We start from the raw sequence: 12,866 nt of genomic DNA, 5'->3' as shown, positions 1-12,866 counted from the left end.
ACTTACGCCGCCGGCGGGCGATCCTTGCGCCCCGGCACTGCCGCGAGCAGCTCGCGCGTATAGGCATGTTCGGGCGCGGCGAACAGCTGCGCGGTCGGCTTCAGTTCGACAATGGCGCCGCGCTGCATCACCGCAATGCGATCGCAGATTTGAGCAGCGACGCGCAGATCGTGGGTGATGAACAGCATCGACAGGCCAAGACGCGCCTTGAGGTCTTCAAGCAGTCTCAGCACTTGCGCCTGCACCGACACGTCGAGCGCGGAGACGGCTTCGTCGGCGACGATGATTTCGGGTTCGAGCGCGAGCGCGCGCGCGATGCCGATGCGCTGGCGTTGGCCGCCGGAGAATTCGTGCGGATAGCGTTCGAGTGCGCCGGCATCGAGGCCGACCATCTTGAGGAGATCGCGGGCGCGGTCGAACGCCACCTTCGGATCGGTGCCGGCCGCAATCGGGCCGTCGGCGATGATGTGGCCGACCTTGCGCCGCGGATTGAGCGAGGCGAACGGATCCTGAAAGATCATCTGGATGCGGTGGCGCTCGGCGCGCAGCGCCTTGCCCGCGAGCTTTGTGAGATCGGTCTCGCCGATCCGCACGGTGCCGCGATCGGCTTCGACCAGCCGCATCACAAGACGGGCCACCGACGATTTGCCGGAACCGGATTCGCCGACCAGGCCGAGCGTCTCGCCCTTGAGAATCGTGAAATTGACTTCGCGTGCGGCATCGACGCGACGGTCCTCGCGAAACCAGCCGCCCGAGGTGACGTAGGTCTTGTCCAGTCCGATCACCTCGACCGCTTTGGCCTGGTCGACGAGAGGGTTGCGGGCGGGCGGGTCCATCGTGGGCACGGCGGCGAGCAGCGCCTTGGTGTAGTCGTGCTGCGGCGCGTTGAAGACGGCCGAGGCGGGGCCTTCCTCGACCACCTTGCCGTGGCGCAACACGATGACCTGGTCGGCGATGTCGGCGACCACGCCGAAATCATGGGTGATGAACATCACCGCCATGTTGCGATTGCGCTGGAGGTTGCGGATCAGTTTCAGGATCTGCGCTTGCGTGGTGACGTCGAGCGCGGTGGTCGGCTCGTCCGCAACCAGCACCGCCGGTTCGAGCGCGAGCGCCATCGCGATCATGGCGCGTTGGCGCTGGCCGCCGGAGAGCTGGTGCGGATAGGCGCGCACGATGCGCTCGGGGTCGGGGAGGCCGACCTCGCGCGCCAGCGACAGCGCCTTGGCGCGCCGCTCCCTCGGCGTGAGCAGCCCGTGCGCCTCGAACATCTCCGCCATCTGATCGCCGATCCGCATCAACGGATTGAGCGCGGTCATCGGCTCCTGGAAGATCATCGCGAGCCGGCGGCCGCGCAGATCTCGCCAGCCGTCGTCGTCGAGTTTGAGCAGGTCGCGGCCTTCGAACTGGATCTCGCCGGAGGTGACGGTGACCGTGTCAGGCAACAGTCCCATCAGCGCATGCGCGCACATCGATTTGCCGGAGCCGGATTCGCCGACGACGCAGACGATCTTGCCGGGCCGCAGATCGAGCGAGACGCCGTCGACCGCGAACGGACGCTCGGCGCCCTTGGGCAACGCGATCCGCAAGTTCTTGATGGAGACGGCGGGCGGAGCGGTCATGATCAGCGGCCCTCCCGCGACAGCCGCGGATTGAGCGCGTCGTTGAGGCCTTCGCCGATCAAATTGAGGCCGAGCACCGAGATCAGGATGGCGACGCCGGGAAACACGGTGATCCACCACGCCTGGCGGATCACGGTGCGGCCGGCACCGACCATGTAGCCCCAGGAGATCAGGTTGGGATCGCCGAGGCCGAGGAACGCCAGCGAGGATTCCAGCAGGATCGCGGTCGCCACCATCAGCGAGGCCAGCACGATCACCGGCGACAGCGTATTCGGCAGGATTTCGCGCAGGATGATCCAGGTGTTGCTCTGGCCCGTGACCACGGCGGCCTGGACGTACTCCCGCGTGCGCAACGACAGCACCTCGCCGCGGACGAGCCGCGCGACCGGCGGCCAGCTCACCAGCGCGATCGAGGCGACGATCGAATAGATCGAGGGCTGCAGGATCGCGACGAGCACGATCGCGAGCGCAAAGCTCGGAATGGTCTGGAAGAACTCCGTGAAGCGCATCAGGGCGTCGTCGACCCTGCCGCCGAAATAACCGGCCATGGCGCCAATGGGAACGCCGACGACGAGCGCCACCAGGGTGGAGACCATGCCGACGAGCAGCGAGACGCGTGCGCCAAAGATCATGCCCGCGAACACGTCGCGGCCGAGTGCATCGGTGCCGAGCGGCACGGTCGCGAGCGTGAACGGCGGCAGGAACGGCCGCTGCACCATGCGCCAGGGCGAGTTCGGGAACAGCATCGGACCGAACAAGGCGACCGAGATCGCAAGCAGCAGGATGATGAGCCCGATGACGCCGCTCGGGCTCCTCAGCATCGATTTCCAGAACTGTTTCATGTGGTGAATTCGATGCGCGGGTCGACCAGGCGATAGACCAGGTCGGTGATGAGGTTGAAGATCAGGACCATGGCGGAGCAGATCACGAAGACGCCGAGCAGCAGATTGTAGTCGCGCTGCAGCAGGGCGTCGTACATCAGGCGTCCGATGCCGGGCCAGGCGAACACGGTCTCGGTGATGACGGCGCCGCCGATCAGGGTGCCGGAGTGGACGCCGGCGAGCGTCACGACGGGCAGCAGCGCGTTGCGCAGGACGTGGCGGCGCTGGATCACGGCGTCGGACAGGCCTTTGGCGCGCGCGGTCTTGACGAAGTCGAGCCGCTTCACCTCCAGCATCGAGGCGCGCGTCATGCGGGTGTAGGTCGCCATGAAGAACAGGCCCAGCGTCATCGCCGGCATGATCAGGTGCTTCGCGACATCGACGGCATGAGCGAAGCCAGTGAGGTTGGCGCCGACAGTCTCGTAGCCGAAGCTCGGCAGCCAATCCATGGTGACCGAGAACAGCAGGATGCCCATCAGCGCCACCCAGAAGATCGGCATGGCGTAAAAGATCAGCGCAAAGACGGTGATCGCGGTGTCGAGAAAGGTTCCGGCAAAGCGCGCGGCGAAGGTGCCGAAGAGAACGCCGAGCACGAGCGAGATCGCGAACGCCGTCAGCGTCAGCAGCAATGTCGCGGGCAGCCGCTCGCCGATCAGCTTCGCGACCGGCGCCTGCTGGCGGAAGGAGAAGCCGAGGTCGAGGGTAGCAATGCCCTTGACGTAGATGAAGAGCTGCTCGGGCAGCGGCTTGTCCAGGCCGAACTTCTCCCTGAGCTGCTGGACGAAGATCTGGTCGCTCGCCCCGGCCTCGCCCGCCATCACGACGGCGGGATCGCCGGGCGCAAGCCGGATCAGGAAGAAATTGAGGACGACGATCGCAAGCAGGACGATCACGCCCTTCACGACACGCTGAGCGACGAAGGAGAGCATCTAGAGGATCATATCGGTGATGTGACCTGGAGCGACAGAGATGGAGCGATCACCTCTCCCCGCCAGCGGCGAGAGGTGACGGAGGCAGCCCTCACTTGTCCAGCCATGCGTCCTTGAAGCCGTCGTTGACCCCGATCCCGGTCGTGATCAGGTTCTTGACCTTGCAACGCATGATGGTGGGGAATTGCAGCTCGAGCATCCAGGCCACCGGCACGTCCTCGACCAGGATCTTCTGCGCCTTCTCGTAGATCTCCTTGCGCTTGGAGTCGGGCGTTGCCACCGCGCCGTCGGCGAACAGCTTGTCGATTTCCGGGTTGGAGTAACCTTCGACGTTGTTGAACACCTGGCCCTTGGCAATGGCGCTGGAGACGTAGTTGCGGCCGACGCCGAGTGCGGGATCACCGTACTGGTAGAGATAGGTGAAAGCGATGTCGTAGTCCCAGTCGCCGATCTTCTGGTTGCCGCCGGCAACGTCGGTGGCGATGGTCTCGATGTTCATGCCGACGTCCTGGAGGTTCTGCTTCACGGCTTCACCCCAGCGCTGCCAGGTCTCGCCATAGGCGAGCGGCAGAAGGCGGATCTTCTCGCCCTTGTAGCCGGCTTCCTTCAGCAGCGCCTTGGCCTTGGCGGGATCGTAAGGGTATTTCGGCACGTCGTCGGTGTAGTATTTGATGGTCGAGGCCGACGGGCCGGTCGCGACCTTGCCGAGCCCGTTCCAGATCACGTCCTTGGCGAAGTCGCGGTCGATCGCAAACATGACCGCCTGCCGCACCCGCTTGTCGGCGAGCGGACCCTGGCGATTGTTGAGCCACAGCCAGGCCAGCGGCGAGAAGAACTCCCAGCCGGCGCCGGTGACGCAGGTGTCCTTCAGCTTGGACAGCCGCGGCACGTCGAAATTCTCGACCGAGCCGCCGGGCAGCACGTCGACCTTGCCGGTCTCATACGCCACCGAGCGCGCCGCGGCATCGGGAATGATTTGCCAGTAGATCTCGTCGAGATAGGGCTTGCCCTTCTCGTAATAGTTCGGGTTCTTGACCAGGCGGATGAAAGAGCCCTTCTGCCATTCCTTGAACATGAAGGGGCCGGTGCCGACAGGGGCGTTGTTGTAGGGATTGGTCTTCCAGTCGGTGCCTTCGTAGAGATGCTTCGGTACCATCGGCATCGAGCCGACCTCGAAGATGCCGAGGAACGGACCGAACGGCTGCTTCAGCGTGAACACCACCGTGTAGTCGTCGGGAGCCTCGACCTTGTCGACCTGCGCCAGATTGTTGCGGGCACGCGCGTGGGTCTGCTTCAGCATCTCGATTGAGAACAGCACGTCGGCGGCGGTGAAGGGCTTGCCGTCGTGCCAGGTCACGCCCTTCCTGAGCTTGAATATGTAGGTTTTGGCGTCCTCGCTGACGCTCCAGCTCTCGGCGAGCTCCGGCTGCGGTTCGAGCTTGGGGCTGTAGCGCAGCAGGCCTTCGAAAATGTTGCCCGACACCATCTGCACCGGGCCGTTCTGGACCATCGCCAGCATCAGGCCGGGCGGCTCGGGCTGAATCACGGCATTGATCGCTCCACCCGCTTTCGGCTCTTGCGCCAGCGCCGGGGCCGCGAGGCCGCAAGCCAGGAGGACACCAAGCAACACTCGTTTTGACATGTCGTATCTTTCTCAAGCGAGACCAGCCGCAAACGCTTCGCACGTCATGGCGCGCAAAGCTACGGCAGGCCCATCCCAGTCCCCATCCGGGATCGAGGCTCACACAGTCTCATTCGGCGCCGCAAGATGAAAGTCTCGACAGTGTTCGCCCAAAAAATGTACAGCGCGTCCTGTTATGGCATTTGACGGCCAAGCCGACGCCGCCGCGCCGCCCTGCTTCAGGAGGGCCGCAGCACCCGTTGCAACTCGGCAAGCGCGTCCGCGAGTTGCTCCCGGTGCGCGATGTCGTCCTTGGGGATGGCCGCGACACTGCCCGCGAGTTCGCGCAGGATTCCGGCGAGCGGGCCGAAATTGAGGTGCAGGTGCACCGATTTGCGCTCGTCCGCCGTGCCCGGATGCTGCAGCACCAGCGCAACGCCGCTTCCGTCGAGACGTGCCTCGAACCGCGATGAATGCCCGAAGGTGCCGACATAGAACTTGTCGGGATATTCGAGCGCGATCTCTGCCTTGTCGGGAACCGGCTTGGACATGTGAGCCTCATTGATGTCAGGCCATTCTGGCCGGGAATAAACTCGGCCGCCTTGCGATAGGTCAGAGGCGGGCTCGTTCCGGATTTGATTCGGATCAAAGCCGGGCTGCCGCTTCTGCGATCTGATGGCAGGACGGGTGAAGCCCCGCGTGCCCGGTCAACTGCGAGTCCATCGGCGATGAACGTCCATTCCACCCCATCCGAAGCGGATTCAGACGATAGCGCCATCTCTTTCGCAGACGAGGCGTCGGCACGTTGCGCGCAATTGCTCGGCGATGCTGGCCTCAGGCTGACGCGCCACCGCCTGGCGCTCGGCCAAATGCTGTTCCTCTGCCCTCATCGTCATGTGACAGCGGAGGGGCTTTATGAAGAAGCCACCGCCGCCAATCTGCGGCTGTCGCTTGCGACCGTCTACAACACGCTGAACCAGTTCACCGAAGCCGGCCTGTTGCGGCGGATCGCCGCCGACGGCATCAAGTCGTTCTTCGACACCGATACGTCCGTGCATCCGCATTTCTACCTCGAAGGCGAGGATGTGCTGGTCGACGTCACCGACGGCCTGACCTTCACCAGGATGCCCGAGGCGCTTCCGGGCCACGAGATCGCGCGGCTCGACGTCGTCGTCCATCTGCGCCGGAAGCGTGACGTAGACCCGGCATGACGATCGTCTAGCGCAAGCCCGCCCGCCGGAACCCTTCCAGATAGTGTTCGCGGTCGGCGTCGTTCGCCCATGGCAATTGCGTCGCGATCCAGCGCAGCGAGATGTTGGGCTGGGTGCGGCGGAGCTCGCCCAGCGCCATCTCCGCAAGCACGCCGTCGCCGGTCATGCCAGCAGAAACCGCCAGCACGCGGTAGGCGCCGGTAAGGTCGCCGCGGTGGCGGATCGCCTCCCGCGCGAGCGTGATGGCCTCGCCATAGCGCCGCTCGGTGAAGCGGGCATAGCCGGCGATGCCGTGATAGATCGCCAGGGATGGATCGCGCGGCGAGAGCCGCATTGCCCTCTGCGCTGCCTCGAATGAATCCTTCGGTCGTCCGGCATAGGACAGCGCCAGTGCGTAATAGCCCTGTGCCAGCGAGAAGTTGGGATTGAGCGCGAGCGCCTGCTCGAACTCGGACAGCGCGTCCGCAAGCCTTCGCGTCGAGAAGTAGACGCTTCCGAGCGCAGCGTGCGCCCAGGCATCCTCGTGGTCGCAGCGCACCGCGGCGAGCGCGGCGGCTTCGGCCACCGGTGCCACCACGGCAAGCTCGGCCCAGCCGAGATGCACGCCGAACATGTGGTTCGCCGCGAGCACCGACCGCGCCTGGCCGTAGTTCGGGTCGATGCCGACCGCGCGTTCCAGCAGCGCCCGCGCGGTCTCGTGATCCCGCCGCGTCACGCGCCAGTAATGCGACAGCGCCCGCATCAGGAGATCCCAGGCATCCAGGCTCGCGGGGGGCTTGCGATGGGCGCGAAAACTTTCCGCCGCATGAATCTGCGGCTCGATCGCCGCCGCGATCGCGTTGGTGATTTCGTCCTGCACGGCGAACACGTCGACCAGCTCGCGGTCGTAGCGCTCGGCCCAGAGATGGCTGCCCGTCGTGGCGTCGTTGAGCTGCGCGGTGATGCGCACCCGGTTGTCCGACTTGCGCACGCTGCCTTCGACGACGTAGCGGACGCCGAGTTCCTCGGCGATCTGCCGGATGTGGACAGCGCGGCCCTTGTAGGTAAAGGACGAGTTGCGGGCGATCACCATGAACCAGCGCTGCTTCGACAGCGCGGTGAGGATGTCCTCGCTGATCCCGTCGCCGAAATAGTCCTGTGCGGGATCGCCGCTCATGTTCTCGAAAGCGAGCACCGCGACCGCCGGGCGGTCCGCCAGGGCGCGCGGCAAAGCAGCGACGGGTTGCGTGGGGGCGGGCGCGGATGCCATTTCTTCCCGGACTTCGCCGACGAAACGAAAGCCCTTGCGCGGAATGGTCTTGATCAGCCGCTGGGTCGCACCGTCGTCGCCGAGCGCCTTGCGCGCGGCGTTGATCCGGCTGTTCAGGGCGGAATCAGAGATGATCCGATCGCTCCAAATCTGGCTGATCAGGTCATCCTTGCTGACCACACGGGTGCGCTGCGCCACCAGATAAAGCAGGAGATCGAACACCTGCGGCTGCAGCGGCACAGCCGCTCCGCTGCAGATGAGTTCCCGCAGGTCGCCGTCGAGCACGTTGTTTTCAAAGCGAAATCGCACGTTTCTGTCGTCTCAAGCAAAAATCAAAGTCGTCTCAGGCGAAAATCAACCGTCCGCGAAAGTCTTGGGACCTCCGGTGCGGCATGGTGCAGCGACCAATGAAGTGCCGGCGTTTTGGCACAACGGAGCTGTTTATGACCCAAATTGATCATCAGGTTGATCCTATCGGCCCGGTTGCGGGCTCACGCATTTTCAAGTTCATCGCCTTTCTGTACGGAATTGCGGCGTATCTCGTGTTTTTCGTCACCATTCTCTACGCCATCGGCTTCGTCATGGGGCTCGTGGTGCCGAAGACCATCGATACCGGGACCGATACGCCCGTGGCCGAGGCCGTCATCATCAATCTGCTCGTGATGGCCCTGTTTGCGATCCAGCACAGCGTCATGGCGCGCCGGCAATTCAAGGCCTGGTGGACGCAGTACGTCCCCAAGCCGGTCGAGCGCAGCACCTATGTGCTGTTTGCCAGCCTGTCATTGCTTCTCCTGTTCTGGCAGTGGCGTCCGCTGCCCACGGTCATATGGGACGTCGCGAACCCGGATCTTGCTGTGACGATCGTCACGCTGTCGCTGGTGGGCTGGGTCCTGGTGTTTACCTCGACCTTCATCATCAATCACTTCGAGTTGTTCGGATTGCATCAGGTGACCAATCATCTCGTCGGCAAGGAGGCGTCGCCGCCGCGCTTCAAGACGCCGCTGCTCTACAAGTTCGTCCGTCATCCGATCTATCTCGGCTTCATCATCGCGTTCTGGGCGGCGCCGGTCATGACCGCGGGCCATCTGCTGTTCGCCGCCGTGACGACGGCCTACATCTTCGTCGGCATCGCGCTGGAGGAGCACGACCTCATCGATCTCTTCGGCGACGAGTACCGGCACTACAAACAACGGGTGTCGATGCTTATTCCCTGGCGCAAGTCAGTATAGCTTGCGCGTCGTTCGGCCGCGTCCGCCGAAAGGAGGACGCGCGGCGGCGCCGAGGCGCGTAACGGAGCTTGCCGACCCGGCCTTCCACGTTTCTCGGGGTGAATCCCCCTCACCCCGGCGCTATTAGTGCGAGCGAAGCTCGTCGCGACCCCCGCATTCCTTTTTGCCGAGTTATCGGCAAACAGGAGCGGGGAGAGGAATCTAATCAATCATCAACGGAGACGACCTAATGAAACATGTTGGAAACTGCTTCTGTGGCGCGGTCACGATCGAGGTCACAGGCGCGCCGGAGGCGATGGGCTATTGCCACTGCAGCTCGTGCCGGTCGTGGTCGGGCGGTCCGGTGAACGCCTTCAGCCTGTGGAAACCCGAGGCCGTGCGTATCACCGAGGGTGCTCAGAATGTCGAGACCTTTGCGAAGACGCCGCTCAGCCAGCGCAAATATTGCAAGAAGTGCGGCGGTCATCTCATGACCAACCATCCGCCGCTCGGCCTGGTCGACGTCTTCACCGCCACCATCCCCACCCTCGCCTTCACGCCCGGCGTCCACGTCAACTACGCCGAGACGGTGCTGCCGATGCGCGACGGCCTGCCCAAACTCAAGGATTTTCCGGCCGAATTCGGCGGCAGCGGCGAGATGATGCAGGAGTAGCGGTCCCTTCTCCTCTCCCGCAAGCGGGAGAGGAGAAATTCGCTACCTCATCCCCGCACGCCGCAATCCCTCGAGGTAATGCTCGCGATCCTCTTGCCGCAGCATCGGCAGCTCGCGCGTGATCCAGGCCAGCGAGATGCCGGGTTGGGCGCGGCGCAAGCCTTCCAGGGCGGAAGCCGAGAGCACGGGATCCCCCGACATGCCGGCGGCGGCCGTCAGCACGCGATGCGCGCCGACGAAATCGGCGCGCTGCCGCATCGACTCGCGCGCCATCTGTGCGGCGCCTTCGTAATCGCGGCCGATGAACCGGGCATAGGCCGCGACGCCGCAATAGATCGCCGCGAGCGGGTCGCGCGGGCTCAGCCGCAGCGCGCGGCGCGCGGCGACATCGCCGTTCTGCCATCGTCCGGCGTAGCACAGCGTCACGCCGTAGAAGGCGTGCGCCATCGCAAAGTTCGGATTGAGGTTCAGCGCCAGCTCGAATTCCGCCAGTGCGTCGTCGAAGCGGCGGCGGAATAAATAAGCGTATGCCAGGCCGTGATGGGCCCAGGCATCCTCACGATCGGCCTCCACCGCCGCGAGCGCGGCGTGCTCGGCGACCGGCACGGTCGCGGCCATGTCGGACCAGCCCATATGCGCGCCGAAGATGTGGCTGGTCGCGAGCAGGCCGAGCGCCTTGCCATAGGCGGGATCGAGCGCGACGGCCTTCTCGAGCAATCCTTGCGCGGCGGCATTGTCCTCGCGGGTGATGCGCCAGTAATGCGACAATGCGCGCATCACGAGGTCCCAGGCATCCAGGCTTCCCGGCGGCTTCTGCTGGGCGCGAAAACTCTCGGCGGTATAGAGCTGCGGCTCGATCGCGGCGACGATCGCCTCGGTGATCTCGTCCTGCACGGCGAAGATGTCGGCAAGCTCGCGGTCGTAGCGTTCGGCCCAGAGATGGCTGCCGGTCGAGACGTCGTTGAGCTGCGCGGAGATGCGCACGCGATCGCCGCTCCGCCGCACGCTGCCTTCGAGCACGTAGCGCACGCCGAGCTCGCGCGCGACCTCGTTCATGTGCACCGCGCGGCCCTTGTAGACGAAGGAGGAGTTGCGCGCGATGACGAAGAACCAGCGCAGCTTCGACAGCGCGGTGATGATGTCCTCGCTGATCCCGTCCGAGAAATAATCCTGCTCGAGGTCGCCACTCATATTGGTAAAGGGCAGCACCGCGATCGCCGGCCGGTCCGGCAGCGCCAGCGGGGCCTGCAGTAGCTTCGCTCCGAAATCGGAGTCCGGCGCGGTCGCCCCACGCTTGGTTTCGACGTCGCCGACGAAACGAAAACCCTTGCGTGAGATGGTGCGAATCAGCGCCTGGTTGGCGCCGGTGTCTCCGACCGCTTTGCGTGCCGCATTGATCCGGCTGGTCAGGGTGGATTCGGACACGCTGCGCCCATGCCAGATCTTGTCGATCAGCTCGTCCTTGCTGACCACCCGGTCGCGGTTCTCCATGAGGTGGACGACGAGATCGAAGACCTGCGGCTCCACGGCAACGGGAACTTGCTCGCGGCTCAGCTCGCGCAAGTCGGTATCGAGCAGGTGATCCCGGAACAGAAACTGCACGTCGAAAACTCAGACCTCACGACATCGGGCAACGATGAAAGCAAAACGGATTTCGGCTGATGTCTGTGAGTCCACCGAGGGGCCTGCCCGGTTCACCACGATCGCGTGATGGCAGGCATGCAGTTTACGGGGAGGAATGCAGCCTTGGTTAGAACGTGGCCGGTTCGGCCGGATTGTCGCGATTTCCTCACGTCATTGCGAGCGTAGCGAAGCAATCCAGCCTGTCGCCGCGCAGACAGCGTGGAGTGCTTCGTCGCAAGGGCTCCTCGCAATGTCGGTGTTGAGGCAATGGCGTGCGGGAGCTTCCCATGTTGTCCTGGCCTTCGCCGCGATGGCATCGAATGTGTGACGAACGGTGAATGTCCATTGCCGAACAGTTCCGCGTGCGTAAGCTGCCGCCCACACAAAACACCAACCACGAAGAAACGCCCATGCCCGCTTTTCATGCCTCGACCACCGTGCTCGATTCCGTGCTGTTCCGCGATGCCTTCGGCACGCCGCAGATGCGGGAGGTGTTTTCCGATATCGCGACGGTCGCGCGCTATGCCGAGGTCGAGGTGGCACTGGCGAAAGCGGAAGCGAAGTGCGGGGTGATTCCGCACGATGCCGCCGACCAGATCGCGGCGCGGACCGATGTTGCCGCGCTCGATTTCGACCTGTTGCGGCAGGAGACCGATGTCGTCGGCTATCCGATCCTGCCGCTCGTGCATCAGATGGTGAAGCAATGCGGCGATGCCGGCCGCTATGTGCATTGGGGCGCGACCACGCAGGACATCATGGACACCGCCGTGGTGCTGCAATTGCGCGCCGGGCTCGAGCTCGTCGAGCAGGACATCGCCGCGCTGCGCACAATCCTTGCCAACCTCTCGAAGCGCCACCGCGACACGCCGATGGCGGGCCGCACCCATCTCCAGCAGGCGCTGCCGGTCACCTTCGGCTACAAGACCGCGATCTGGCTCGCGATGTTCGACCGCCACGCCGAGCGCCTCAGTGAATTGAAGCCGCGCGTCCTGGTCGGCCAGTTCGCCGGCGCCGCCGGCACGCTGGCCTCGCTCGGCGACAAGGGGTTCGAGGTGCAGGAAGCGCTCTGCGCCGAACTGAGGCTTGGCGTCCCCGCTTCGACCTGGCACGTCGCACGCGACGGTTTTGCCGAGGCCGTCAACTTCCTGGCGCTCGTCACCGGCTCGCTCGGCAAGATCGCGCTCGACATCATGATCATGGCCTCGACCGAATTCGCCGAGGTCTACGAGCCCTTCGTCAAGGGACGCGGTGCTTCCTCGACTATGCCTCAGAAGCGCAACCCGATCTCCTCGGAACTGATGCTCGCGGCGTCGAAGGCGGTGCGCCAGCACGCCGGCCTCATGCTGGATGCCATGGTGCAGGATTTCGAGCGCGCCACCGGGCCCTGGCACGCCGAATGGATGGCGATCCCCGAGAGCTTCGTACTGACCGCCGGCGCCTTGCACCAGGCGAAGTTCGCGCTCGCCGGCCTCATCGTGGATGAAAGCAAGATGAACGAGAATCTCGCCGTCAGCCGCGGTCTGATCGTGGCCGAAGCCGTCATGATGGGGCTCGCGCCGCAGATAGGGCGGCAGGAGGCCCATGACGTGGTCTATGACGCCTGCCGGCTCGCCAATGAGAAAGGTCTTACGCTGGCGGACGCGCTCTCGTCCGATTCCCGCGTCTCTGTCAGAATCGACCGTGCCACGATCGAGGCGCTGACATCACCGAAAAATTACCTCGGCCTTGCTCCCGCCATGGTCGACCGGGTGCTGAAATCGGCAACGCGTTGAAAACCAAAATGCGCGAAACTGCGTATCTTTGGGGGGTCGCAAGGCACTCGCGCACTTGTGTCTCGCGATGCTAGACT

At 64.5% G+C, this 12,866-nt stretch carries 11 protein-coding genes; 4 read left to right on the top strand and 7 right to left on the bottom strand.

The features are described from left to right. Positions 1-2: 2 nt before the first annotated feature. The 5 genes from AC0L3K_RS13145 to AC0L3K_RS13125 all read right to left on the bottom strand — a co-directional run bounded on the left by AC0L3K_RS13145 (position 3) and on the right by AC0L3K_RS13125 (position 5,604). Positions 3-1,622, bottom strand: a complete 1,620-nt coding sequence (locus AC0L3K_RS13145; RefSeq protein WP_354200511.1) for an ABC transporter ATP-binding protein — start codon at positions 1,620-1,622, stop codon at positions 3-5. A 2-nt stretch (positions 1,623-1,624) separates the two neighbouring features. Beyond that, a complete protein-coding gene (locus AC0L3K_RS13140; RefSeq protein WP_018458168.1) occupies positions 1,625-2,464 on the bottom strand; it encodes an ABC transporter permease in 840 nt (279 codons plus the stop codon). After that, entirely contained in the window at positions 2,461-3,432 is a 972-nt protein-coding gene (locus tag AC0L3K_RS13135; protein ID WP_007599498.1) for an ABC transporter permease, read from the bottom strand. Before AC0L3K_RS13135 ends, AC0L3K_RS13140 begins: the two co-directional genes overlap by 4 nt. Before the next feature lie 91 nt (positions 3,433-3,523). Then, complete coding sequence (locus AC0L3K_RS13130) at positions 3,524-5,074, bottom strand: ABC transporter substrate-binding protein (protein WP_007599500.1); 1,551 nt, start codon at positions 5,072-5,074, stop codon at positions 3,524-3,526. Between the two features lie 218 nt (positions 5,075-5,292). Beyond that, positions 5,293-5,604 carry a hypothetical protein gene (locus AC0L3K_RS13125; protein ID WP_354200510.1) on the bottom strand — a complete coding sequence of 104 codons (312 nt, stop codon included), beginning with the start codon at positions 5,602-5,604 and terminating at the stop codon, positions 5,293-5,295. Positions 5,605-5,781: 177 nt separating this feature from the next. On the opposite strand from AC0L3K_RS13125, the gene irr reads away from it, so the two are divergent. Next, a complete protein-coding gene (irr, locus tag AC0L3K_RS13120; protein ID WP_007599502.1) occupies positions 5,782-6,264 on the top strand; it encodes a Fur family transcriptional regulator Irr in 483 nt (160 codons plus the stop codon). Between the two features lie 7 nt (positions 6,265-6,271). On the opposite strand, the gene AC0L3K_RS13115 is transcribed toward irr, so the two are convergent. Continuing rightward, positions 6,272-7,822, bottom strand: coding sequence for a winged helix-turn-helix domain-containing tetratricopeptide repeat protein (locus AC0L3K_RS13115; protein ID WP_354200509.1), 1,551 nt, complete (start codon positions 7,820-7,822; stop codon positions 6,272-6,274). A gap of 134 nt (positions 7,823-7,956) precedes the next feature. Here AC0L3K_RS13115 and mddA point away from each other — a divergent pair, with 134 nt between their 5' ends. Further along, complete coding sequence (mddA, locus tag AC0L3K_RS13110; RefSeq protein ID WP_007599504.1) at positions 7,957-8,742, top strand: methanethiol S-methyltransferase; 786 nt, start codon at positions 7,957-7,959, stop codon at positions 8,740-8,742. A 229-nt stretch (positions 8,743-8,971) separates the two neighbouring features. Further along, on the top strand, positions 8,972-9,394 hold the full coding sequence (locus AC0L3K_RS13105; RefSeq protein ID WP_354200508.1) for a GFA family protein: 423 nt from the start codon (positions 8,972-8,974) through the stop codon (positions 9,392-9,394). A 42-nt stretch (positions 9,395-9,436) separates the two neighbouring features. On the opposite strand, the gene AC0L3K_RS13100 is transcribed toward AC0L3K_RS13105, so the two are convergent. Further along, positions 9,437-10,996: a winged helix-turn-helix domain-containing tetratricopeptide repeat protein gene (locus AC0L3K_RS13100; RefSeq protein ID WP_354200507.1), complete on the bottom strand. Its 1,560-nt coding sequence runs from the start codon at positions 10,994-10,996 to the stop codon at positions 9,437-9,439. A gap of 431 nt (positions 10,997-11,427) precedes the next feature. Between AC0L3K_RS13100 and pcaB the strand changes: the two genes are divergently transcribed. Then, positions 11,428-12,789 (top strand): 3-carboxy-cis,cis-muconate cycloisomerase, encoded by a 1,362-nt coding sequence (gene pcaB / locus AC0L3K_RS13095; protein ID WP_473366196.1) that lies wholly within the window; start codon positions 11,428-11,430, stop codon positions 12,787-12,789. Positions 12,790-12,866 lie beyond the last annotated feature (77 nt).

The organism is Bradyrhizobium sp. MI1.10 (assembly GCF_055811035.1).
The sequence above is the reverse complement of the archived record's forward strand: the minus strand, read 5'-3'. Positions and strand labels throughout refer to the sequence as shown.

Coding starts and splice junctions, on each gene's coding strand:
- AC0L3K_RS13125 (WP_354200510.1), bottom strand. CDS start 5,604: ATGTCCAAGCCGGTTCCCGACAAGGCAGAGATCGCGCTCGAATATCCC.
- AC0L3K_RS13105 (WP_354200508.1), top strand. CDS start 8,972: ATGAAACATGTTGGAAACTGCTTCTGTGGCGCGGTCACGATCGAGGTC.
- mddA (WP_007599504.1), top strand. CDS start 7,957: ATGACCCAAATTGATCATCAGGTTGATCCTATCGGCCCGGTTGCGGGC.
- AC0L3K_RS13145 (WP_354200511.1), bottom strand. CDS start 1,622: ATGACCGCTCCGCCCGCCGTCTCCATCAAGAACTTGCGGATCGCGTTG.
- pcaB (WP_473366196.1), top strand. CDS start 11,428: ATGCCCGCTTTTCATGCCTCGACCACCGTGCTCGATTCCGTGCTGTTC.
- AC0L3K_RS13130 (WP_007599500.1), bottom strand. CDS start 5,074: ATGTCAAAACGAGTGTTGCTTGGTGTCCTCCTGGCTTGCGGCCTCGCG.
- AC0L3K_RS13135 (WP_007599498.1), bottom strand. CDS start 3,432: ATGCTCTCCTTCGTCGCTCAGCGTGTCGTGAAGGGCGTGATCGTCCTG.
- AC0L3K_RS13140 (WP_018458168.1), bottom strand. CDS start 2,464: ATGAAACAGTTCTGGAAATCGATGCTGAGGAGCCCGAGCGGCGTCATC.
- irr (WP_007599502.1), top strand. CDS start 5,782: ATGAACGTCCATTCCACCCCATCCGAAGCGGATTCAGACGATAGCGCC.